Annotated in this window: 20 protein-coding genes and 1 pseudogene; 7 read left to right on the top strand and 14 right to left on the bottom strand. The window is 71.6% G+C overall.

The genetic code is table 11. From position 1 onward, the window contains the following. Positions 1 to 210, top strand: a 210-nt coding sequence (locus IG62_RS42770; RefSeq protein WP_037840340.1) for a hypothetical protein, incomplete at its 5' end; no start/stop codon positions are given. A gap of 96 nt (positions 211 to 306) precedes the next feature. Here IG62_RS42770 and purN read toward each other — a convergent pair. Beyond that, complete coding sequence (purN, locus tag IG62_RS0138160; RefSeq protein WP_030814851.1) at positions 307 to 939, bottom strand: phosphoribosylglycinamide formyltransferase; 633 nt, start codon at positions 937 to 939, stop codon at positions 307 to 309. Positions 940 to 1,019: 80 nt separating this feature from the next. Further along, positions 1,020 to 2,030 (bottom strand): ArsR/SmtB family transcription factor, encoded by a 1,011-nt coding sequence (locus IG62_RS0138165; RefSeq protein WP_158795178.1) that lies wholly within the window; start codon positions 2,028 to 2,030, stop codon positions 1,020 to 1,022. Between the two features lie 732 nt (positions 2,031 to 2,762). Here IG62_RS0138165 and IG62_RS0138170 point away from each other — a divergent pair. Beyond that, positions 2,763 to 4,076: an MFS transporter gene (locus IG62_RS0138170; RefSeq protein WP_030814856.1), complete on the top strand. Its 1,314-nt coding sequence runs from the start codon at positions 2,763 to 2,765 to the stop codon at positions 4,074 to 4,076. A gap of 73 nt (positions 4,077 to 4,149) precedes the next feature. Here IG62_RS0138170 and IG62_RS0138175 read toward each other — a convergent pair whose 3' ends face one another. Then, complete coding sequence (locus IG62_RS0138175; RefSeq protein WP_030814859.1) at positions 4,150 to 5,172, bottom strand: LysR family transcriptional regulator; 1,023 nt, start codon at positions 5,170 to 5,172, stop codon at positions 4,150 to 4,152. A 157-nt stretch (positions 5,173 to 5,329) separates the two neighbouring features. After that, positions 5,330 to 8,152: a penicillin acylase family protein gene (locus IG62_RS0138180; protein WP_030814863.1), complete on the bottom strand. Its 2,823-nt coding sequence runs from the start codon at positions 8,150 to 8,152 to the stop codon at positions 5,330 to 5,332. 257 nt (positions 8,153 to 8,409) lie between these two features. Between IG62_RS0138180 and IG62_RS0138185 the strand changes: the two genes are divergently transcribed. Then, positions 8,410 to 9,024, top strand: coding sequence for a hypothetical protein (locus tag IG62_RS0138185; RefSeq protein ID WP_030814865.1), 615 nt, complete (start codon positions 8,410 to 8,412; stop codon positions 9,022 to 9,024). Positions 9,025 to 9,193: 169 nt separating this feature from the next. Further along, entirely contained in the window at positions 9,194 to 9,988 is a 795-nt protein-coding gene (locus IG62_RS0138190; protein ID WP_037840343.1) for a 3-keto-5-aminohexanoate cleavage protein, read from the top strand. Here the strand turns inward: IG62_RS0138190 and soxR are convergent. Further along, entirely contained in the window at positions 9,985 to 10,602 is a 618-nt protein-coding gene (gene soxR / locus IG62_RS0138195) for a redox-sensitive transcriptional activator SoxR (protein ID WP_234326913.1), read from the bottom strand. The two genes, IG62_RS0138190 and soxR, sit on opposite strands and share 4 nt — an antisense overlap. Before the next feature lie 227 nt (positions 10,603 to 10,829). Between soxR and IG62_RS0138200 the strand changes: the two genes are divergently transcribed. Further along, a complete protein-coding gene (locus tag IG62_RS0138200) occupies positions 10,830 to 11,291 on the top strand; it encodes a MaoC family dehydratase (protein WP_030814872.1) in 462 nt (153 codons plus the stop codon). 86 nt (positions 11,292 to 11,377) lie between these two features. On the opposite strand, the gene IG62_RS0138205 is transcribed toward IG62_RS0138200, so the two are convergent. From IG62_RS0138205 to IG62_RS0138220, 4 genes are all read right to left on the bottom strand, one after another. After that, a complete protein-coding gene (locus IG62_RS0138205; RefSeq protein ID WP_234326914.1) occupies positions 11,378 to 11,692 on the bottom strand; it encodes a hypothetical protein in 315 nt (104 codons plus the stop codon). 109 nt (positions 11,693 to 11,801) lie between these two features. After that, the gene (locus tag IG62_RS0138210) at positions 11,802 to 12,398 is read right to left on the bottom strand and encodes a dihydrofolate reductase family protein (RefSeq protein WP_030814878.1); all 597 of its coding nucleotides are present in this window, start codon (positions 12,396 to 12,398) and stop codon (positions 11,802 to 11,804) included. Between the two features lie 41 nt (positions 12,399 to 12,439). Continuing rightward, positions 12,440 to 13,063 (bottom strand): TetR/AcrR family transcriptional regulator, encoded by a 624-nt coding sequence (locus tag IG62_RS0138215; protein WP_030814880.1) that lies wholly within the window; start codon positions 13,061 to 13,063, stop codon positions 12,440 to 12,442. Positions 13,064 to 13,193: 130 nt separating this feature from the next. Then, on the bottom strand, positions 13,194 to 14,345 hold the full coding sequence (locus IG62_RS0138220) for an acyl-CoA dehydrogenase family protein (RefSeq protein WP_030814882.1): 1,152 nt from the start codon (positions 14,343 to 14,345) through the stop codon (positions 13,194 to 13,196). 80 nt (positions 14,346 to 14,425) lie between these two features. Between IG62_RS0138220 and IG62_RS0138225 the strand changes: the two genes are divergently transcribed. Together IG62_RS0138225 and IG62_RS0138230 are read left to right on the top strand one after the other, a co-directional pair. Further along, positions 14,426 to 15,073, top strand: a complete 648-nt coding sequence (locus IG62_RS0138225; RefSeq protein WP_030814885.1) for a TetR/AcrR family transcriptional regulator — start codon at positions 14,426 to 14,428, stop codon at positions 15,071 to 15,073. A gap of 66 nt (positions 15,074 to 15,139) precedes the next feature. Further along, positions 15,140 to 16,111 (top strand): urea transporter, encoded by a 972-nt coding sequence (locus IG62_RS0138230; protein ID WP_030814888.1) that lies wholly within the window; start codon positions 15,140 to 15,142, stop codon positions 16,109 to 16,111. Positions 16,112 to 16,130: 19 nt separating this feature from the next. On the opposite strand, the gene IG62_RS0138235 is transcribed toward IG62_RS0138230, so the two are convergent. The 5 genes and pseudogenes from IG62_RS0138235 to IG62_RS0138255 all read right to left on the bottom strand — a co-directional run bounded on the left by IG62_RS0138235 (position 16,131) and on the right by IG62_RS0138255 (position 21,694). Beyond that, complete coding sequence (locus IG62_RS0138235; protein WP_030416396.1) at positions 16,131 to 17,210, bottom strand: Zn-dependent alcohol dehydrogenase; 1,080 nt, start codon at positions 17,208 to 17,210, stop codon at positions 16,131 to 16,133. Positions 17,211 to 17,292: 82 nt separating this feature from the next. Next, positions 17,293 to 18,687 carry an aldehyde dehydrogenase family protein gene (locus IG62_RS0138240; protein ID WP_030814892.1) on the bottom strand — a complete coding sequence of 465 codons (1,395 nt, stop codon included), beginning with the start codon at positions 18,685 to 18,687 and terminating at the stop codon, positions 17,293 to 17,295. A gap of 132 nt (positions 18,688 to 18,819) precedes the next feature. Further along, positions 18,820 to 19,746, bottom strand: coding sequence for an NAD(P)-dependent oxidoreductase (locus IG62_RS0138245; RefSeq protein ID WP_030814894.1), 927 nt, complete (start codon positions 19,744 to 19,746; stop codon positions 18,820 to 18,822). A 148-nt stretch (positions 19,747 to 19,894) separates the two neighbouring features. Then, positions 19,895 to 20,197 (bottom strand): annotated as a pseudogene (locus tag IG62_RS49330) (hypothetical protein); the annotation flags it as partial. Positions 20,198 to 20,257: 60 nt separating this feature from the next. Continuing rightward, positions 20,258 to 21,694, bottom strand: coding sequence for a CitMHS family transporter (locus IG62_RS0138255; protein ID WP_030814897.1), 1,437 nt, complete (start codon positions 21,692 to 21,694; stop codon positions 20,258 to 20,260). Positions 21,695 to 22,131: the final 437 nt, after the last annotated feature.

Genomic DNA, 22,131 nt, shown 5'->3' on the forward strand with positions numbered 1-22,131 from the left:
CTCTTCTCCGAGTCGGCGGGCCGTGCCGTCGTCGCCGTACCGCGCAGCGAGGAAGTCCGCTTCACCGACATGTGCACCGTCCGGGGCCTGCCGGCCACCTGCATCGGAGTCATCGACGGCGAAGAGATCGACCTCCAGGGCCAGTTCAGCATCCCGCTCAGCGAACTGCGCACCGCCCACGAGGGCACCATCCCGGGGCTGATCGCCTGACCTGAGATGACTTGACATGACGGTGGCCGTGGCCCCCTTGCCCGACCGGCAACGAGGCCACGGCCATCGCCGCGCTCAAAAAATCAGCACGCTCCTTCAGGGAATCAGGACTCTTCGCCCCACCACCCGGTAGCCGTTCCGGGCGATCCGTCGTACGACGTCGACGAGCAGTCCGCGCTCGACCTCCTTGATGCGTTCGTGCAGCGTGTCCTCGTCGTCCTCGTCACGCACCTGCACCACGCCCTGCGCGATGATCGGGCCGGTGTCCACGCCGTCGTCGACGAGGTGCACCGTGCAGCCGGTCACCTGGACGCCGTGGGCGAGTGCGTCGCGTACGCCGTGGGCGCCGGGGAAGCTGGGCAGCAGGGCCGGGTGCGTGTTGATGACGCGGCCGCCGAACCGGGCGAGGAACGCCTTGCCGACGATCTTCATGAAGCCGGCCGAGACCACCAGGTCCGGCCGGTACGCCGCGGTCGCCTCGGCCAGGGCCTCGTCCCACTCCTCGCGGGTGGCGTGGTCCTTCACCCGGCACACGAAGGTCGGCAGTCCGGCGCGCTGCGCACGCTCCAGACCGGTGATGCCCGGCCGGTCGGCACCGACCGCGACGATCTCCGCGCCGAAGCCCGCCGGATCGGCGGCGATCGCGTCGAGGAGGGCCTGGAGGTTCGTGCCGGAGCCCGAGACCAGGACGACGAGGCGGAGGGGGCGCGGTGCGCGTCGCTCGGCCATGCCCGTCGCGTCCCTCACACCGGTCACGCCGGTCGTGTTCATCGTGCTCGCCGTGTTCGTCGTGTTCGTGGTCGTCTTCGTCATGACAGAGCGTCCACCAGTGCGTCGCCCCGCAGAGTGCGCAGTATCCGGACTTCCCGGCCGCGCCGTTCGCGGGAGAGGAGACCGGCCTGTTCCAGTTGCCGGCAGTGGTACGTCACCGTGCCGGCGGTGCAGTGCAGCAGGTCGGCCAGCTTCCCCATGGTGACGGCCTGGTTGCCCGTCCGGAGGATGTCGGCCCGCAGGTCGCCGAGCATCATGGCGAGCGCATCGGCGGCCGTCTCCGCCCGTGCGGCCTCGCCCTGCAGGAGCGGGGCGAGGCCGGCGATGGGATAGCCGAGGTACATGTGGCCGTGCCGGTCGACGTGGTAGGCGCAGGCGCGGGTGCCGGAGACCAGCGGCATGAGCGTCAATTTTCGTACCGTGACGCCCTTTTCGATCGGTGCGTGGTCGGGCAGCAGGATGTTTCCGTCGACGAAGGCGATACGCGGGCTGAGATTCGCGAGGAACGCGCTCATCGTTCCGGTGACCGAGGCCACTCCCGCGCGCTCGATTTCCCTTTCCAGTAAGGGTTTTCCCTGTTGCCATACGGGGGCCACCGCGTCCCATACCTTTCGCGCCAGCCCGGCATATGCATTCAGGAAGTCGACGGGATTGTCCGTGGCCTTGCGCCAGGCCGGCGGCACTTCTCCACCGTATGTGCGCGCCAGGTCGGTGAGGAGTGCGTCCGGCGGCATCTCGGCAATGCGCCGGACCTCCTCGCGCATACTGCTTTCCTTGAGTTCCCCCCGCATCAGGAGGGACTCGGGAATGTGCAGGGAGCCGCCCGCGGTGATCGGTCCCATCACATCCGCCAGATACTCGGGGCAGGCCTTCCGCAGCAGCCTGCGCCGGCTCACCGGTACGCCCTGTGCGACGCCGAGGACATCGGCCAGCAAGGAGATGACGGAGACTCCCGGAAGGAACGCTATCGATACGGGAATGTCGACGTTTGTACCCAGATGAAGTCCGACCACTTGGGTCACTTCTTTTCCCCCGTTCAGAAGAACCACTGGTGAACCATGTTCACGCCTGCGCGCCGGGGTCGGTCGGCCCCGGCGTACAGCAATGCTTCAGTCCTCGCCACGGCACCCCGTCGGCCGTTGCAGCACCGGACCTGGCCTACAGAAGATCGCGTATGGAATTACCTCCCCGTGCTGCTGCACGGAGAGTCGGCGCGGATCAGGCCGAGAGTATGTACCTCTGCTCCCCCCGCAGCAGGATCGGCCCTCACCGCACTCAGAGTGAAGAGTGAAAAGTCGGCTCGGGCCGGCCGCGTGATGTCCACTTCATTTGATTCTGTGACACCAAACGAAGTGTCACCAAACCTTTGAATGACCCCCACTTGGAGCATAGTTCACGCCACGCGCCCTCGGCAACCAGCCAAAGGTAAACTACGGTCGAGTAGTTGAAGCGAATATCTTTCTTATGCTGCACTACAGCGGATTGCCGGGACGGAATCGGCGTGCCGCGGGAAGCCAAACGGAATCCTTCAATCCCGGTACCGGTCAGCCCTTCACACCCCCATTGTTCCGGCCACCGGCCGCCGTTCGTCGCCCCACGGAGAGCCGAACGTCGACCGATTCCCTTTCTGAGGACTCCCGGAAGAGCTATCCGGTTGCGCCGAGAAATGGCCATTTCCGCATCGCAGCGGAACGCCACTCGCACCCCGGCGTCATCTCATGCACCGAGATCACGCATCCCACGTATTGACTGGCTCGGCCGACCACCTGAGAGTGCGACAGGTGCAGAGTGAAACCACTTCGGACCAGGCCGCGGCAGCGCCCGCGGAGAGCAAGGAGAGCCTGCGGCGCGTCGCCGTGGCCTCGTTCATCGGGACGGCCATCGAGTTCTACGACTTCTACATCTACGGGACGGCCGCCGCGCTCGTCCTCAACCAAGCGTTCTTCCCGACCCTCGCCCCGGTGAACGCCACCCTCGCGTCCTTCTCCACCTACGCGGTGGCGTTCGCCGCCCGGCCCCTCGGGTCGGTGATATTCGGCCACTTCGGCGACCGGGTGGGCCGCAAGTCCGTACTGGTCGCCTCACTGCTGCTGATGGGGCTGTCCACCGCGTTCGTCGGTCTGCTGCCGGGCTACGGCACCTGGGGCATCTGGGCCCCGCTGCTGCTGATCCTCCTCCGCTTCCTGCAGGGCATCGGGCTGGGCGGTGAATGGGGCGGGGCCGCACTGCTGGCCGTCGAGCACGCCCCGCGCGGCCGCCGGGGCCTGTACGCCGCCTTCCCCCAACTCGGCCCCTCGGTCGGCTTCTTCGCGGCGACCGGAGTCTTCTGGCTGCTGTCGTCCGGGCTCGACGACGCGGCGTTCCGGTCGTGGGGCTGGCGGGTGCCGTTCCTGCTGTCCTTCCTCCTGGTCGGCGTCGGGCTGTTCGTCCGGCTGAAGATCAGCGAGACCCCGGTGTTCGCCCGGGTACGGGACGCCCAGGAAGCCGGCAGGGTCCCCGCGGCCGACGTACTGCGCCGCCATCCGCGCGAACTGCTGCTGGGCGCCGGCGGCATGATCATCGCGTACGGCCTCTTCTACACCGCCACCACCTACTGCCTCTCGTACGCCACCGGCACCCTGGGCATCTCCCGCAACACCATGCTGGGGCTGTCCCTCGTCGCCTGCCTGTTCCTCGCCGCCGGCACCTGGCTCGCCGCCACCCGCTCGGACGGGGCCGGCCGCCGTAAGCTGGTCCTGCTCGGCAGCGGGTGCGCCGTCGTCTGGGGCCCGGCGCTCTTCCCGCTGCTGGACACCCGCCAGCCGGTGCTGGTCGCGCTCGGCATCGGCGGGGCGCTGTTCTGCATGGGCGTGGTCTACGGCCCGATGGGCGCGTTCCTGCCGGAGCTGTTCGGCACGACGGTGCGCTACTCGGGCGCCTCGCTCGCGTACAACCTCGGCGGCGTGCTGGGCGGCGCGGTGGCCCCGCTGGTCGCCACCCGGCTCCAGTCCTCGTTCGGCTCCGCCTCGGTGGGCTGGTACGTCAGCGCCATGGCGGTGGTCTCGCTGGCGTGCGTGCTGGCACTGCCGGAGACCCGGGAGCGCGACCTGGGCTGAGCGCCGCGGCGGAGAGCGGCCGGTGCCGGACGAAACCTCCGGCGTCGGCCCAGGGGTTGACGTCCTGCGGCGTTCACGACTGGAGCCACCAGCGCTCGTTCTCCGCCGACAGCGCCTTCCACAGGAGGTTGAGCGGATGGCCGGGCGGGTACGAGGCCCGCTCCCCGCGCCGGGTGAAGACGCCGACCAGGACCTCGGTCCGCGGGCCCACGTCCCCGACGATCTCCAGGGTGCGCAAGCCCCCGGCCTCCGGGAGCCGACCGTCCGCGGCGGCCTCGCCGATGCCCCGGGTGACCAGCATCGCACCGCTCACCAGGCCCGAACGCAGCAGTTCGAAGCCGTAGTGGGCGGCCTCTATCTCGGCCGCTATGGAGAGCTTCTGGCGGTAGTCGGTGCCGTACCAGGCGGTCAGGAAGCGGCCGATGAGTCCGCGCGGGGAGATCACCAGGGGCAGCCGGTCCAGCTCGTGGGCGGGGAGGGAGGCGCCGGGAAGCCGGTCCGGTGGCAGGTTGGTCAGCAGGGAGAGGCCGCTGCGCCGCCACTCCATGACCTCGTAGGGGGCCAGCAGTTCCGTTTCTTCGCCCTCGGTGACCACCACGCTGCCGCAGACCAGGTCGAGTTCGGTGCTGCGCAGCTTGGTGAAGAGGTCACCGGTGCGGACGTGCGTGACCTTGAGGTCGACGTTCTCGCGCGCGTAGTCCTCGCTGACCCGTTCCGCGGCGTCGAGCAGGAAGCCGAGGGTGTAGCGGGTGGTGCCGACCGACAGGGTCCGGCCGAGCCGGCGCCGGGCGTCGTGCACGCCCTCGGCCCACTCCCCCAGCGTGCGGCGGGCCAGCCCGACCAGTGCCTCACCGGTCGCGGTGAACAGGGCGTCCCGGCCGCGCCCCTGTTTGCGCACCAGCTCCTCGCCGCACAGCGCGGCGAAGGTACGGTTCAGGGTGTCCAACTGCTTCTGCACACTGGACTGTTCGCGGCCCAGCCGGCGGGCGGCGCCCAGCGCGGTGCCCGCCTCGTGGACGACGATCAGCGTGCGCAGCTGGTCCATCGTGGTGTCAAGCAGCTCCGTCGGGTACTGCTGCGGTCCGGACAAGGCCATGCGCCCCTACTCGTACTCGCTTTCCCGTGCCTGGAATTCAGGACTGTGCAGCATAGCCAAGCCCTCCATCACGGCCGGTGCAGGGGTGGTGACGCACGAGGGCCCCGGCGCGCCGCCTCGCGGGCTCCGGGGCCTTCGTGGTCCTGCTGCCTGCTTCCTACCGGTGGGCGGGGAACTCCACCACCTGCTGGAAGGTCGGCCGGTTCTGCCAGCTGATGGTGTCGTGGGTCAGCCCGCCGACCGCACGGTGGACGATCGCGTCCGCGCACCACTGGTCGCCGGCCTTGCAACTGGCGTCGCCCGGGTAGACCTGCTCGGCCGTCCTGGCGGTGGCCTGCCGGAGGGTGGTCAGCAGGGTGTCACGGCAGGCGGACAGGTCTCCGCCGCCGCAGTACCGCTGGGCCAGCGGAGCCTTGACCGAATCGCCCAGTACGGAGCGCAGGTCCTTGTCCGCGTACGACCACCAGCCGTACTGGAACGCGGATCCGGCGTGCGCCCCCGTGGGGCCGTGGCCCGCCGACGGTGACTCGTCGATGCCGAGGTCGGAGGTGAGGGCGCCGTACAGGTCGTCGCCGAGGCCGGGCTTGAAGACACCCTCGATCATCAGCGGCCACCAGGCGTCCATCAGACGGACCGCGTCGGGGTGGGTGTAGGTGTGCGAGCCGGGGCTGGTCTCCCGGCGTTGGGCGCCGTCCTTGCGCCAGGCCGCCAGCTGCTGGACGGCGGTCTTCAGCGCCGGGTCGGTGACCGGCTTGCTGCCCAGCACCCGCAGGAGTTCGGGCAGTACGTCCTCACCGCGCAGGTCGGTGACCGCGGCCTCGGACATCGCGCGGGTGAGGGACGCCCGGGTGACCCCGCCCTCCTGGGTCAGCGCGCGCACCCGGTCGTCCAGCAGGTTGGCGCGGTGCACCGGGCCGTTGCCGAAGCCGGCCGAGTCGTAGTCCTTGGCCTGTTTGTTGTTCCAGGAGATGTAGTAGTCCTGGCCGACCGACTGCGGGTGCTGTGCGGGCGGGGTGTAGTCGCTGGTGTTGGTGGCGGGGTCGTAGCCGTGCCACTCGTAGGCGTCGTCCGCCCGGACCGGCAGGGAGGGGTCGACGTCGGGATTGCGGACGGGGTTGAGGCCGCTGTTGAAGTACGCGATGTCGCGGGAGTCGGCGTAGAACCAGTTGAAGGCGTAGCCGATGTGGGCCGCGGCCTGCTGGAAGGACCTCGCGTCGTGCACGGCCGAGGGGTCGTTGAACATCTGGAAGCCGATGATCGAGTCGGCCTCGTGGCGGTAGGTGGAGCGCTGCGCGGTGTAGGCGACGGGCTTGCCGCCGATGGTGGCGCGGTGGGTGACCGTGCCGTACTTGGTGCGGAAGACCTGCATCCGGTACGAGCCGGCCGCGGTCGGGTCGGCGACGGTGGGCTTCCAGGAGTTGGTGCGCTCCAGCTTCTCCATCGGGACGCAAGCGCCGTGGTAGCGGTAGGAGGTGGAGTCCTTGGTGGCCGGCGAGCCGTCCTGGTTGCACAGGTCGACGGCGTAGGTGTCGGTGATGTCCTGGCCGGCGGAGGTGGCGCTCCAGGCGTAGTCCTGGCCGCGGCCGAGCTGGATGTACATTCCGACGCCGGCGAAGGAGGCGCCGCGGGCGCTGATGCCGGGGCCCTGGATCTCCTGGAGCATCAGCAGCTGCGGCGCGAAGTACCCGGTCTGCGGGCCGAAGACGGCGACCGGGTGGCCGCTTTCGGTGTGCTTGCCGGAGACCAGCAGGGCGTTGGACATCCCTCGGTGCTGGGTGGGGTTGAAGCTCCCCTTGGGAAGCACCCCGTCCTTGAAGAGGCCCTCCAGCTTCCGGTACTTCTTCGGGGCCCTGACCGGGTCCTGGGGCGCGGTCCCGCCCTTGGCCGTGGCGGCGCCGGCCCGGTCGAAGACCAGGGGTTCGGGGGTGACCGAGCCGCGGTCGGGCAGTGCCGTTCCCTGGGCCTTGTCCGGTTTGACGGCGTAGGGGAAGCTCTGGCCGTCGTGCAGGGTCGTGGCGGCCTCGGGGTCGTTGCGCTCCCGGAAGGACTCCCAGACCTCGGTGCCCTTCTTCACGCCGTACTTCTGCTGGGCGGCGAGCAGCGACAGGGCGTTGGTGACCTCGCCGCCCCCGCCGTTGCCGAAGAGGCCGCCGACGACGGAGGCCAGGGCTATCAGGTCGGTGAGCTTGAAGGGCTGGATCTCCCCGGCGTTGGTGATCGCGTCGATGTGGCCGGTGAGGACGTATTCGCCGGGGAAGTAGCGGCCGTTCTTGGACTGTTCGCGGTAGGCGTTGATGCCGTCCACGTAGGCCTGGGCGTCCGCCATGGCCTGCTTGCCGCGCTCCCCGTTGTGGTCCCTGATGTAGTCGACCTGGTCCTGGAGGTCCTTCTCGGTGTACGGCGCCTGCGGCCAGAACTCCTGCTCCAGGCCCTGGTTGGCGGGTGCGCCGCCGGCGAAGGAGGTCAGCTCGCCGCGGCCGATGTGGCGGAAGAGGTCCATCAGCCAGAGCCGGTCCTGACCCGCCGCGTAGCCGGCGCCGAATTCGGTGCCGTAGCGGGTGGTGCCCTTGATGTGCGGGACGCCGGTCTTCTTGTCGCGGGTGATGGTCACGTCGTCGCGGGGCGTGGTGACCTTGCCCACCTGGTCCGCCGGGACGCCGAAGGACGCGTCGTTGAAGAAGTGGGTGAGGGTGTCGTCGGTGAGCGACCGGTAGCCGCCGGCCAGCGCGGCGTACGGGCCGAGCTGGTCGGTGGAGTGCTCGGGGTGGGTGCCGAACATCTTGTTGCCGAGGATCTCCACCAGGGTGGCGTTGCCGGTGGCGCCGGGCGGCAGGATGTCGCCGCACTGGCCCTGGCAGTAGTCGTGGGGCTCGTCGGCCGCGGTGGCGGCCGCGATGGGGGGTGGCGCCACGAGCGTGGCACCCAAGGCGCACAGGGCTGCCACCGCCGCAGTCCTGAGCCGTCCGGTACGTCGTCGCATTCCTGCTCCTCGATGGGGGTCTCCCGCTGCTCCACGAGGGTGCGGGGAAAGAGGGTGGGCGGGACGTTACCGGCGGTTATCCCCGGCCGGAAGATGAACAACCGTCATCTTTTCTTCTTCCGCACAGACAGCGGCAGTTGGCCGCCCGACACGTCGGAACATCGCTCGCGAAACCGCAAAAAAATTCGAGGGATCCGGCTGGTGATCGGTTACGTCCCATCCCCGTCCAGTCGGGTCCTCCCCGGAGGTGGGATGAAATGGCCGGTTTCAGAGCCCTCGCAGAACAGGTCCGCAATCCACGACTCGTCGCGGCCCAGCGCCGCACCGCCCTGCGCAAGTGCCTTGAACGGTTCGCCCCTTACGGGCACCGTGCCACCTGGCACCATCTGTGCACCCGGGCCGGTATCGCGACCCAGGACCGCGATCCGGACCCGGAGCGGCTGGTCGCCGCGCTCACCGAGCTGGAGGAGGCCCGTAGCCTCTGGCTCGCGTACGAGGAGGAGTTCGCCGCCCGGCGCCGCAAGGAGAAGCACGACGGCATCCGGCAGGTCGGCGCCCTCGACGACTGGCACCGCCGCACCTGGGGCGGCTGTGACATCGTGCCGTGCGAGTCACCGCACCGGCATCCGGCGGTCCGGCTCGCGGTGGTGCTGCACCGCATGATCACGGCCATGGAGGCCGGCCGGCCGCGCCACGACTGCCCCGTCTGCGGCTCCACCCGTTTCGCCTGGCTCCCGGAGGCCGCGGACGCCCCGGCACCCGGCCCGGCCTGCCGCCAGTGCGGTGTGCTGGCCCCGGTGTCCGTACTGACCCCCGACACGCTGCGGGCCGCCCACCGGACGCACCACGCGGGGGCGTTCGCGGCGGCCTGAACCGGCGTCGCGTACGACCGGAGCCCGTTGTCCGACCCCGTCGCGTAACCCCGCTGCCGGACCCCGTTACCGCATCCCGTCACCTGACACCGCTGCCAGACCCTGGCGTCGGGCCGTTGTCGGACCTGGCGTCAGGCCGTTGTCAGACCCCGGTGGCATGCTGGGAAACATGCTGCAGGTATGTCTCAACGGGCCCCGGACCGCGGCCGATTCGGGAGCCGTGCCGATGTCGCCGGCCACGCTCGCGGAGGCGGCGCGGCGGGCGGTGGCGGCCGGCGCCGAGAATGTCCATGTCCACCCCAAGACCCCGTGCGGCAGGGATTCGCTCTCGCCGCGCGTGGTGGGCCCCGCCCTGGAGGCCGTCAAGGCGGCGGTGGACGTCCCGGTGGGGGTGACGACCGGCGCCTGGACCGAGCCGGACCCGCCCGCCCCGTCCGACGGGCCCGGGAGCGTCCCCGACCGCCGCGTGGAGCGCATACGGTCGTGGACGGTGCTACCTGATCACGCCTCGGTGAACTGGCACGAGGAGGGCGCCGAGGCGCTGGCCGCCGCCCTGCTGGAGCGCGGCATCGGCGTGGAGGCCGGCCTCTGGTCGGGCACTCCGGGTCCGGGACGGTTCCTCCGCTCACCGCTCGCGCCACGGGTCCTGCGGGTACTCGCCGAAGTCACCGACACCGACGCCGGGTCGGCGCCGGCCACCGCCCGCGCGCTGCTCGCCGAGGTGGCCGCCGGGGCGCACGGCCGCCCGGTGCTGCTGCACGGCTGGGACGGCGGCGCCTGGCCGGTGCTGCGGCTCGCCGTCGAGCTGGGCCTGGACACCCGGATCGGCATCGAGGACACCCTGCTGCTGCCGGACGGCCGCCCGGCCGCCGACAACGCCGAACTGATCGCCGCAGCACTGTCTTTGGAGAGCGGAAACAGCTCCTCACGGGGCCTGGGCCGCGCGGACCGTCGCGCCGGCTAGCAGCGCTGGTCGTCGCGCACGCACTCCTGCTCGTCACCCGTACCGCGCCGTGCGCCCTGCGCGCGGAACCGGCCGGCGCCCTCGCGCGGCCGGTCCCCGTCCTCCCGCGGTTGGTCCCCGCCCTCGCGGGGCTGGGCGCCCTCCGGGTCCTTGGTGGCGCGGTCGACCCGCAACCGCCGTGCGCCCGGCCCCCGTTCGCCCAGGTTGTCGTAGGGGTTGGACAGCTTGCACCGCTCCAGCGACAGACAGCCGCAGCCGATGCAGTCGGTCAACCGGTCGCGCAGTTCGACGAGTTGGCTGATCCGCTCGTCCAGTTCGGTGCGCCAGACCTGGGAGAGCCTGGCCCAGTCGTCGCGGTTGGGGGTGCGCTCGTCCGGCAGCTCCGCCAGCGCGTCCCGGATCACCGCGAGCGGGATCCCGACCCGCTGCGCCGCCCGGACGAAGGCGACCCGGCGCAGTGCGTCACGGGTGTAGCGCCGCTGGTTGCCGGCCGTCCGGGTGCTGCTGATCAGTCCCTTGGACTCGTAGAAGTGCAGCGCGGAGACCGCGGCGCCACTGCGCGCGGAGAGCTGGCCGACGGTGAGTTCGTGAACCTTGTACGGAAGCTGGGGCACCTTTCCAGCCTACGGGGTGTCTCCCCCTGGCTTTCGAAGATCCAGCTTCGCTGATCCGGCTTCCGCTGATCCGGCTTCCGCTGATCCGGCTTCCGCTGATCCGGCTTCCGCTGATCGCGGCCCGGGCGTTGACAGCCGGCGGTCGCACTCCGCATTCTGAGCAAGCGCTTAGTAAGCGTCCGGCCGGTGACGACGGCGGCGAACGGATCCCGAGGAGGCAGACGGAGATGGCAGAGCCCCGAGTGTTTGGATCGCTCGACGAACTGCGGGCCGCGGTCGGCGAGGAGCTCGGCCCCAGTGACTGGCTGGAGGTCGACCAGAAGCGGATCGATCTGTTCGCGGACGCCACCGGGGACCACCAGTGGATCCACGTCGACCAGGAGAAGGCCGCGGCCGGCCCGTTCGGCACCACCATCGCGCACGGCTATCTGACGCTGTCGCTGCTGCCCGCCCTCGTCCCGCAGCTGATGCGGGTGGACAACGTGAAGATGGGGATCAACTACGGCACCAACAAGGTCCGCTTCCCCGCCACCGTCCCGGTCGGCTCCCGGCTCCGCGCCACCGCGAAGCTCGCGGAGGTGACCGAGGTGACCGGCGGCGTCCAGCTCACCACGGTCGTGACGATCGAACGCGAGGGCGGCGACAAGCCGGTGTGCGTCGCCGAATCGGTCAGCCGGTTCTACCTGTAGGGACCGCCTCCTGGCCCCCTGGTGCCTCCCCTGGTGCGTCCCCTGAGGGGTGGCTCCCCTGTGAGGTCTCCGCCCGGAAGTGTCCCTCAGGCGCCGGCCTCCGGCAGGCCGTTCACGACCTGGGCGATGAGGTCGTGGATCAGCAGCTCGCCGGGCGCGCGGTCCTCCGTGAGGCGGTGCAGGTCGGCGGGTCCGAACCAGCCGAAGGCGGAGTGCTTGGACCACTCCAGGGCCGGCCGGTCCAGGTTCCCGTCGACCTCGACGAGGTAATCGGCCTCGTGCCGGAGCCCGCCACCGACGTCCCCGGTCCAGGCGGTGACGCCCAGCAGCGTGCGTACGCGGCGAAGGCGCCGGCCGGTCTCCTCCGCCACCTCGCGTGCGTCCACGATGACGGATGACATGGGCGCAGCGTACGGGCGGGGACCCCGCGCCGGCGCCCCGTTTCGTCGTTCCGCTCAGCCCTTCCGGCCCGTCAGCCCTTCCCCCGCCCCGTCAGCCCTTCCCGCCCCGTCAGCCCTTCTCGGCGGGCCGGTACGTGGCCACGTGGACGCCCGTGCCGGTGGTGACCGTCGAGACCAGTTCGAGGGGGCGCCGTCCGCCGTCCGCGGGGAAGATCGTCTTCCCGCCGCCGAGCAGCACCGGCATGATCATGAGCCGGAGTTCGTCGACCAGGCCCTCGGTCAGCAGGGTGCGGACGAGCGTCGGGCTGCCCATGACGTGGAGGTCGCCGCCGTCGGCGTCGTGCAGGTCGCGGATCCGGGCGACGGCCCCGTCAGCCGGGATCCGGGTGGTGTTGTTCCAGGTCAGGTCGGCGTCGCCGAGGGTGCCGGTCACCACGTACTTGCGGACGGCGTTCATATGGTCCGCGAACGGGTCGCCGGCCCGCTCGGGCCAGGCCGCGGCCATGGTCTGCCAGGTGCGGCGGCCGAACAGCAGGGCCTCCGTCGTGGCCACCGCGTCGCTGATGGCGCCGCCCATGACCTCCGGGTCGAAGTACGGGTGCGACCAGCCGCCGTGGGCGAAGCCGCCGTCGGTGTCCTCGTCGGGTCCGCCCGGCGCCTGTACGACGCCGTCCAGGCTCATGAACTCGCTGACCACGATGCGCACGGGGTGCTCCTCTTCGTCGCTGCTCCGGAGTTACGGGTGTCTTACTGGGCGCCCACCATGCGCAGCACGAGATCGGCGTAGAGGGCGCCGACCTCGTCGGGGGTGCGCGGGCCGTCCACGGAGAACCAGCGGGCGACGTCGACGCAGAGGGACAGCACCGCGAGGGTGGTGCCCGGTACGTCGTCGGCGCGGAACTCCCCGCTGTCCGCGCCGTCCTGGATGATCTGCCGCAGCAGCCGGTCGGTGCGGCGGCGCAGCCCGGCGATCTCGGTGTAGTGCTCGGGGCTCAGCGCCTGGAGCTCGTACTGGATGACCCGGGCGGTGGTGTGGTGCTCGGCGTGCCAGCGGGCGAAGGTGCGCACCGCGTCGCGGAGCCGTTCGGTGGCGCTGCCCTCGGCCTCGGCGGCGGCGCTTATGATGCGCAGCGCCTTCTCGTGGCCGATGCCGCTGATGCGGTAGAGCAGCTCTTCCTTGGTCTTGTAGTGGATGTAGAGGGCGGCCGGGCTCATCCCGGCCCGGCCGGCGATGTCGCGGGTGGTGGTGGCGTGGTAGCCGCGCTCGGCGAACGCCTCGACGGCGGCGCTGACCAGCCGTCGCGCGGCGTCCGGGGTCACCCCGGCCCACTCCTCGCTCTCCTCAGCAGCCCGCTGTGCCGCCGCACCCATCGCGCACCCCGCTCCTCGATCCGCCAGGGACCTTCCTCTGACGGATCGAACACCATACCTGGCTGGTGAGCAAGCGCTTAGGGGCGTCCGGGGGCCCCGCCCCGGGTGCGGCGGCGTACCGGGCGGGTGCTCAGAAGGCCGAGACCCCGGTCAGCGCGCGGCCGATGACCAGCTTCTGTATCTGGCTGGTGCCTTCGTAGAGCGTCATCACCCGGGCGTCCCGGAGCAGTTTGCCGACGGGGTATTCGTCGATGTAGCCGTAGCCGCCGAAGACCTGGAGGGCGTTGTTGGCGGCGCGCACCGCGGCCTCGGAGGCGAACAGCTTGGCCTGGGAGGCGGCGGTGGTGAACGGCTCGCCGCGGTCGATCAGATCGGCGACCCGCCAGGTCAGCAGGCGGGCGGCCTCGACGTCCACGGCGATGTCGCTGATCAGCTCCTGGACCAGCTGATGCCCGGCGATCGGCTTGCCGAACTGCTCGCGCTGGCCCGCGTAGCCCAGGGCTGCGTCCAGGGCGGCCTGGGCGATGCCGACGCAGCCCGCGGCGACCGACATCCGGCCCTTGGCCAGCGCGGACATCGCGACCGAGAAGCCCTTGCCCTCGGGGCCGAGCATCGCCCCGGCCGGCACCCGGACGCCGTCCAGGACCAGTTCGGCGGTGGCCTGGCCACGCAGCCCGAGCTTGCCGTGGATCTCGCGGCGTTCCAGACCGGGGGTGTCGGTGGGGACCAGGAAGGCGCTGATGCCCCGGTGTCCGGGGGCGTCGCCGGTGCGGGCGAAGAGCAGCACCACGTCGGCCCAGGTGCCGTTGGTGATGAACGTCTTGGCGCCGTTGATGACGTAGGCGTCGCCGTCGCGGACCGCGCGGGTGGCGAGGTGGGCGGCGTCGGAGCCGGTGCCGGGCTCGGTGAGGCCGAAGCAGCCGACCGCCTCGCCGGAGGTGAGCCGGGGCAGCCACTGTCGCTTCTGGTGTACGTCGCCCCAGGCGGCGAGAGTCTTGGCCACCAGCCCGAGGGAGACCGAGACGATGCCGCGCACGGAGGAGTCGCCGCGGCCCAGTTCCTCGGTGACCAGGACGTAGGAGAGGTGGTCGCCGCCGGAGCCGCCGTACTCCTCGGGGACGGTCAGGCCGAGGAAGCCGAGGTCGCCGAGGGTCTTCACGATGCCGCGGTCGACCTTCTCGGCGCGGTCCCAGGCGGCGGCGTGCGGCGCGACCTCGCGGTCGACGAAGTCCCGGGCGAGCTGCCGGACCGCGGTCTGCTCCGCGCTGAGCTCCAGATTCATCTCGGACCCCTTGTGGACGAGGAGAAGGGCATTTAATTAGCACTGCTAGTTTTTGCGGAACAGCCTCTACTATGTGGCTCATGGCCCGACCCCGCAAGCCCCTGCTGAGCCGGGAGCGCATCGTCTCCACGGCGCTCGCGCTGATCGACTCCGAGGGGCTCCCGGCGCTCTCGACCCGGCGTCTCGCCGCCGAACTCGGGGTCAGCGGCCCGTCCCTCTACAACCACTTCACCACCAAGGACGAGATCCTCGACGCGGTCGCCGACACGGTCATCGCCCAGGTCGACGTCTCGGCGTTCACGGCGGCGCGCGGTGACTGGCGCACCGGCCTGCTCGGCTGGGCCCGTTCCTACCGCGCCGCGCTCGCCGCCCATCCGCAGATCGTGCCGTTCCTCGCCCAGGGCCCCGGCCGCCGCCCCGCCGGGCTGAAGATGGCCGACGCGGCCTTCGGCGGGATGGTCGAGGCGGGCTGGCCGCCCGCACAGGCCACCCGGATCTGCGCGATGGTCCGCTACTTCGTCGCCGGCTCGGCGCTGGGCTCGTTCGCCCGCGGCTTCGTCGACGACCCGAGCGCCTACGACCCGGCCGACTATCCGCACCTGGGCCAGGCGCACCTCCTGGCGGAGCATCAGCGCCAGGTCGACGAGGGCGCCTTCGAGACCGGGCTGCGGGCACTGGTGGACGGACTGGCCCTGCAGCACCCCGAACGCGTACCGCCGGGTAGCTGACAACGGCTGTAAAGTGCGCACGCCTCTGACAGGCAGGGGCAGCCGGGACATTGCGCGGGAGGCGGTGTGCACGAGTCGGGCACGGCCCTCGGCGGCCCCTTCCGGGCCCCTTACGGACGGTTCGTCGTCGAGGTGCTGCGCGGTCAGGCGCAGGTCGACTTCCTGCCGAACGCGCTGACCGGTGTGGTGTTCACGGTGGCCCTGTTCGCGGCGGGGTGGGAGTACGGGCTCTACGGGCTGATAGGCACCGCGATCGGCACCGCCACCGCACGCGCCCTCGGCGTGGACCGGAGCCGGATCACCGCGGGGCTGGAAGGCTTCAACGCCTGCCTGGTGGCGGTCGCCTGCGCGGTCTTCCTCGGTCCGGGCCACCTCTCCACCGCGCTGCTCGCCCTGGCCGGCAGTGCGCTGGTCACCGTCCTCACGAGCGCCGCCGGACGGATCCTGGCGGTCTGGGAGCTGCCGGCCTTCACCCTGCCGTTCTGCCTGACCGCGAGTGCGCTGACGCTGGCCGCGCCCGGTTTCCGGCGCGTGTGGCACCAGGACGCGGGCCCGGCCGCGCTCCCCCGGCCGGCCGCCGGCCCGGTCTCCCTCACCGCCGGCGACCTCTGGCACGCGTTCTTCGCCAACGTCGGGCAGATCTTCTTCATGCCGCAGTGGTACGTCGGCCTGATCTTCCTCGCCGGCATCTTCGCCGCGTCCCGCCGGGCCGGGGCGCTGGCCTGCGTCGGCAGCGTGGTCGGGACCGGCACCGCCTGGGCCCTCGGCGCCCCGGCCGATCAGGTCGCCGAGGGGACCATGGGCTACAACGCGGTGCTGGTCGCGATGGCGCTGTGCGGGGGGTTCCTGGCCCCGGACGGCTGGAGCCTGGCGTACGCGGTGGCCGGTGCGGCCACCGCCACCGCCGTCACCCCGGCGCTGGCCGCCCTCCTCGCCCCATCCGGCGGCCACACCTTCACCTGGCCGTTCGTGCTGGTCTCGCTGGTCTTCCTGGCGGCGGCACCGGCGTTCTCCCGGCTGCGCCGGGTCCCGGCCTGACGCGGACCACCGCGGGGCTCTAGAAGACCACCAGGGACCGGCCGCCCTTCCCGGCGAGCATCGCGTCGAAGGCGGCCGGGATGCCGTCGAGGCCGATGCGGTCGGTGACCAGCTGCGACAGGTCCAGCGCGCCGGAACGGACGTGCCCGGCGATGACCGGCAGATCGCGGGCCGGGTCGCTGTTGCCGTAGACGCAGCCGGACAGCGTCCGGCCGAAGTAGAAGAGCTCCAGCGCCGAGAAGGTCACCTGCTGCTCCTGTCCGCCGATGCCGACCACCGTGGTCCGGCCGCCGCGCCGGGTGGCCGACCAGGCCGTACGGATGGTGTCGGCGCGGCCCACGCACTCCACCGCGGCATCGGTGCCCAACCCCCCGGTGAGCTTGCGGATCCGCCGGGCGGTGTCCTCGCCGGCGGTCACGAAGTCGGTGGCGCCCGCGGCCCGGGCCAGTTCCTCCTTCGCCGGGGAGACGTCGACCGCGACGATCGACGCGGCCCCCGCGATCCGGGCCGCCTGGATCGTGGCCAGCCCCACCCCGCCCACGCCGAACACCGCCACCGACTCCCCCGCGCGCACCCGGGCGCTGTGGTGGACAGCGCCCCAGCCGGTCAGCACCGCGCAGCCGAGCAGTGCGGCATCGGCGAGCGGCACCCCGTCCGGCAGCGGCAGCGCGGCCCGCGCGGGCACCACGGTCTCCTCGGCGAAGGCGGCGGTGCCGAGGCCGGGGTAGAGCTCGGTGCCGTCGGCGGTGGTGGCGTACGGGGCGTTCGCGGCGAGGCCGGAGTTCACGCACAGCCAGGGCTCGGCGAGCCCGCAGAAGTGGCAGTCGCCGCAGGACGGCGCCCAGTTGAGGACGACCTGGTCGCCCACCGCCACCGAGGTCACGTCGGGGCCCACCGCGGTGACCGTGCCCGCGCCCTCGTGCCCGAGGACGGCCGGCGCGGGCTGGCGCAGGGTGCCGTTGGACAGGGAGAGGTCGGAGTGGCAGACGCCGGCCGCGGCGAGCCGGATGCGGACCTGGCCGGGGCCGGGCTCGGGCAGGTCGATCTCGGTGATCGTCAGCGGGGCGTTGACGGCGGGCAGGACGGCGGCGCGGACCACGGGAACTCCTCGGGCCAAGGACGGGGGCGGGGCGGGGGCGGGGTCGGTCAGCCGGGTCGGGCTGCCGGAGCGGTGCGGACTGTCAGAACTGCAGGGACTTGGTCTGAAGGTATTCGGTCAGGCCGTGCCGGCCCAGCTCCCGTCCGACGCCGGACTGTTTGTAGCCGCCGAACGGGGCGAGCGGGTTGAAGCGGCCGCCGTTGATGTCGACCTGGCCGGTCTCCAGCCGGCGGGCGAAGGCGACCGCTTCGGCCTCGTCGCCGGCCCAGACCGCGCCGGCCAGGCCGTAGACGGTGCCGTTGGCGATCCGGGCGGCGTCGTCCTCGTCCTCGTAGGCGAGGATCGACAGCACCGGGCCGAAGATCTCCTCCTGGGCGATGGTCATCTCCGGTGTGACGTCCGCGAAGACGGTCGGGCGGACGTAGCAGCCCGCGGCCAGGGGCTCCTCGGGGCCGCCGGCGACGAGCCGCGCGCCCTCGGCGACGCCCCGCTCGATGTAGCCGCGCACCCGAGCCTGCTGGGTGGCGTTGACCAGCGGGCCGATCTTCTCGCCGGGGACGTACTTGGCGGCCGCGGCGGCCGCCAGCTCGACGGCCTCGTCGTACCGGTCCCGGTGCACCAGCATCCGGGTCCAGGCGCTGCAGGTCTGGCCCGAGTTGGCCATGACGTTGGCGACCCCGACGGCGACCGCCTTGGCGAGGTCGGCGCTGGGGAGGATGACGTTGGCGGACTTGCCGCCGAGCTCCAGCGCCACCCGCTTGACCGCGGCACCGGCCAGTGCGCCGATCTTCCGGCCGACGGCCGTGGAGCCGGTGAAAGAGACCAGGTCGATCCCGTCGTGCGCGGCGAGCGCCTGGCCGGCGACCGGGCCGAGACCGGTGACGAGGTTGAACACCCCGGCGGGTATCCCGGCCGCGTCCACGCACTCGGCGAACAGCTGGGCCACCAGCGGGGTGTCCTCGGCGGGCTTCAGCACCACCGTGCAGCCCGCGGCGAGCGCCGGCGCCACCTTGGCGACGACCTGGTGCAGCGGGTAGTTCCAGGGCGTGATCGCCCCGACCACGCCGACCGGTTCGTGCAGCACCGTGGAGTTGCCGATCTTCTCCTCGAAGGCGTACGTACCGGCCAGTTCGGCGTACGAACCGCAGACCGCGATCGGCGCCCCGGCGTGCACCGCCTTGCTGAAGGCGAGCGGGGCGCCGAGCTCGGCGGTGACGGTGGCGGCGATCTCGTCGGCGCGCGCCACGAGTTGGTCGCGCAGCGCGGCCAGCCGGGCGGCGCGCTCCTGCGGCGGGGTGGCGGCCCAGCCGGGGAGCGCGGCGCGGGCGGCGCGCACCGCGGCGTCCACGTCCTCGGCGGACCCGGCCGGGACGGTCGCGATGACCTGTCCGTCGGCCGGGTTGACGACCTCGATCGTTCCGCGACCCTCGGCGGGCCGCCAGCTTCCGTCGATGTACATCGCGTCGTGCTGCTTCACGTCGTGGTCCTCCCGCGCCGGCTCCTGGTCGTCGCCCAAACTAGCGCCGGTAGTTTTCCGCCGCCAGGGAGCCCCGCGCCACTCCCCGGTGACGGTCGCCACTCGCAACCCGCGCAGCAGGACCGGCCCGGGTCACGCGCCCGTCGAGGACCTCCGCATTTCCTCGATGACGCTGATGAATCCGGCACCGCCGTGGCCGGCGGCGATGGTGCGGTCCGCAAGCCCCTTGACCGCGTCGAGCACCTCGGTGTTGAGCCCGCGGTGCCGGGCAGCCTCCAGGACGTGCGCGATGCCCGTCGCCTCCATGACGAGGTTGTCCTGATCACCGGAGTAGGCCCCGCGCTCCAGGTCCTCGGCCATCCCCGCGGCGATCGGCGGCAGGATGCCGGCGATCGTCCCGGTGAACGGCGCGAAGTCCTTCGCCGCCACGCCCTCCGCGCCCGCCAGCGCGAAGCCGTGCACCAGCCCGGCCATCGCCGAGAAGAAGAAGCCCAGCAGGGCGAGGTCGTACACCGCCGCCGTGCCGGGGTCCTCGCCGAGGAACGGCGCCCGGCCGCCCAGCGCCCCGAGCGTAGCCTCGTACGTCTCGAACGCCTCGCGGGCACCGCTGTAGAGGACGGTCGCCTCGGGCTTCCCGATGACCGGGGTCGGCACCATGATCGAACCGTCGAGGTAGTCGATGCCGTGCCCGGCGGCCCAGGTGGCGATGGCCCGGGCCCGCTCGGGGGTGTCGGAGGTGAGGTTGACCAGCACCCGGCCGGACAGCCGGGCACCGAGCGGCTCCAGGATCGCCCGGGCCGCGTCGTCATCCAGCACGCAGACGACCACCAGCGGGGCGCCGGCCACCGCCTCGGCCGCCGTGTCCGCCAACGACGCGCCCTGGGCGACCAGTTCGCCGGCCCGGCCCGGGGTGCGGTTCCAGACGGTCGTGGAATGACCGGCCCGCAGAAAGGCGCCGGCCAGCGCCCGCCCCATGGCGCCCAGGCCGAGGACGGTGACGGGGGTGCGGGTGCGGGTGTCGTCGGGGGCGTGGCTGGGGGTGTCGTTCGGGGTGTTCACAGCTGCTCCTCGCAGGCCGCTGCGGGTCCGGCCCGGTGCCGGTCCCGCGCTGCACACCACCCTGCCGACCTGCGCTTACGGTTCCCTTCCGGTCTACTTACGGTCCCTTCCGGGCTGTTTACGGCCCTTGGTGGCCGGAGATCAGCAGCAGCCCACAGCCGCCGCTGATCAGAGCCACCCCGGCGACCAGCAGCGGGGCAACACCGGCCGTGGTCGGTACGGCGTCCGAGCGGCACGGCCACCAGCAACGGCAGCGGCAACGACAGCGACAGCGACAGCAGTGCGTAGACGCCGATGATCACGCCGACGGCACGTTCTTCCCCAAGCTCTCCACTACGTTCGAGCAGGGGAGACCCCTCTCGCCCAGGGCGAAGGCCCGGTAGGAGACCGCCGGCCGGCCATGCTCACCGCTCCCTGCGCGAGGAGAAGGTGAGGTGATGACCAGCCGCAGCGGCCAGCTTCTGCCGGGCCTCGCGGGTTCGTTCGCCGTCGTCTGTGCGTGCCCGGCCCTCTAGAGGATGCCGAAGAGCAGACCGGCCCCCAGGACGACCAGGGACGTCAGGGCCGCCCACTTGACGGTGAACCGGGTGTGGTCACCGAACTCGACCTTCGCCATGCCGACGAGGACGTACACGGCGGGGACCAGCGGGCTGGACATGTGCAGCGCCTGCCCGACGAGGGAGGCCCGGGCGATCTCCACCGGAGCGACACCGTGCGCGGCGCCGGCCTCGGCGAGGATCGGCACGATGCCGAAGTAGAAGCCGTCGTTGGACATGAAGTACGTCAGCGGGATGCTGAGGACGCCGGTGACCAGGCCCATGTGCGGGCCGAGCGCGTCCGGGATGCCGGAGACCAGCCAGCGGGCCATGTGCTCGACCATGCCGGTGCCGGTGAGCACACCGGTGAAGACGGCGGCGGCGAAGACCATGCCGGAGACGTTGAGCACATTCTCGGCGTGCGCCGCGACCCGGGCCTTCTGGTCCTTCATGTGCGGGAAGTTGACGGTCAGCGCGAGCGCGGCACCGAGCAGGAAGAGCACCGGGATCGGCAGCGTCTGCAGGATGAGCAGGGTGAGCAGCGCGACGGTGAGCGCGGCGTTGAACCAGTAGAGCTTGGGCCGCAGGGTCGTCCGGTGCGGGTCCAGCACCTGGAGGTCGCCGTCGTCGTCAACGCCGTCGCCGGCGCCCGCTCCTGCGCCCCCGGTGCCACCACCGGTCCCGCGCGCGGCGGCCGCCGCCCCGCCCTTGCCGCCGGCGCCCGCGCCGACCAGAACCTGCTCGATCTCCTTCTCCTCGACGGTCTCGTCGACCACCCGGGCCTCCCCGAGCGTCAGCACACCGAGCCGCTTGCGCTCGCGCCGGCCGAGGACGTACGCGAGGGCGAAGACCGCGACCAGCCCGACGGCCAGGGCCGGGATCATCGGCACGAAGATGTCACCGGCGTCCAGTTTGAGCGCGGTGGCGGCACGGGCGGTCGGACCGCCCCACGGGAGGGTGTTCATCACGCCGTTGGCGGTGGCGGCGACGCCGGTCATGACGACCAGGCTCATCTTCAGTCGCTTGTAGAGCGGGTAGAGCGCCGAAACGGTGATCATGAAGGTGGTGGAGCCGTCACCGTCGAGCGAGACGATCCCGGCGAGCAGCGCGGTACCGACCACGACACGGACCGGGTCCGCCTTGCAGAACCGGAGGATGCCGCGGACGACCGGGTCGAAGAGCCCGACGTCGATCATCACTCCGAAGTAGATGATCGCGAACATCAGCATCGCGGCCGTGGGGGCCAGATCACCGATGCCCTTGAGGACGTAGTCGCCCAGGTGCGCGCCCTTTCCGACCAGGACGCAGAACAGCGCGGGAATCAGCACGAGCGCTGCCATCGGTGACATCTTCTTCATCATGATCAGCACCAGGAACGCGCCGATCATGACGAATCCGAGGATCGTCAGCATTTGGGGTACCTCACGTTCGCCCTTGAACACCTGCCGGGGGTGGCGGTCCAGGAACGTTAGGACCCGCAAACTTTTGTTAACAAGACCTTGACACCCGAGCAATAAGCGCAAAACTGCAGGTCATCCCACGTACCTGTCTGCGGCGCCGCGGGGCTCGCTCGCCGTTGCGCTTTGCGGCGCCCCCGCACGTACCCGTCTCTCCCGCCGCGGGGCTTGGTCGCCGTTTGCGCGCTTTGCGGCGCCCCCGCACGTACTTGGCCGTCCCGCCGCGGGGCGTCTCGCCGTTGCGCCTGCGGCGGGCTGGGTGGGTGTCGGGTGCGGTGACGGACCTGCGGGGCCGGTGTTTGGGACTGCTGTCGCTTTACGTCCCAAACACCGGCCCCTCCGGCCCGTCCCCTCCCGTGAGGGGAAAAGGGGCGGGTGGGTGGGGGTGGGCG

Source organism: Streptomyces sp. NRRL S-337, assembly GCF_000720175.1.
Taxonomy (GTDB): domain Bacteria; phylum Actinomycetota; class Actinomycetes; order Streptomycetales; family Streptomycetaceae; genus Streptomyces; species Streptomyces siderophoricus.

Coding starts and splice junctions, on each gene's coding strand:
- purN (WP_030814851.1), bottom strand. CDS start 939: ATGGCCGAGCGACGCGCACCGCGCCCCCTCCGCCTCGTCGTCCTGGTC.
- IG62_RS0138175 (WP_030814859.1), bottom strand. CDS start 5,172: ATGGCCTTGTCCGGACCGCAGCAGTACCCGACGGAGCTGCTTGACACC.
- IG62_RS0138180 (WP_030814863.1), bottom strand. CDS start 8,152: ATGCGACGACGTACCGGACGGCTCAGGACTGCGGCGGTGGCAGCCCTG.
- IG62_RS0138185 (WP_030814865.1), top strand. CDS start 8,410: ATGGCCGGTTTCAGAGCCCTCGCAGAACAGGTCCGCAATCCACGACTC.
- IG62_RS0138190 (WP_037840343.1), top strand. CDS start 9,194: ATGCTGCAGGTATGTCTCAACGGGCCCCGGACCGCGGCCGATTCGGGA.
- IG62_RS0138200 (WP_030814872.1), top strand. CDS start 10,830: ATGGCAGAGCCCCGAGTGTTTGGATCGCTCGACGAACTGCGGGCCGCG.
- IG62_RS0138205 (WP_234326914.1), bottom strand. CDS start 11,692: ATGTCATCCGTCATCGTGGACGCACGCGAGGTGGCGGAGGAGACCGGC.
- IG62_RS0138215 (WP_030814880.1), bottom strand. CDS start 13,063: ATGGGTGCGGCGGCACAGCGGGCTGCTGAGGAGAGCGAGGAGTGGGCC.
- IG62_RS0138220 (WP_030814882.1), bottom strand. CDS start 14,345: ATGAATCTGGAGCTCAGCGCGGAGCAGACCGCGGTCCGGCAGCTCGCC.
- IG62_RS0138225 (WP_030814885.1), top strand. CDS start 14,426: ATGGCCCGACCCCGCAAGCCCCTGCTGAGCCGGGAGCGCATCGTCTCC.
- IG62_RS0138255 (WP_030814897.1), bottom strand. CDS start 21,694: ATGCTGACGATCCTCGGATTCGTCATGATCGGCGCGTTCCTGGTGCTG.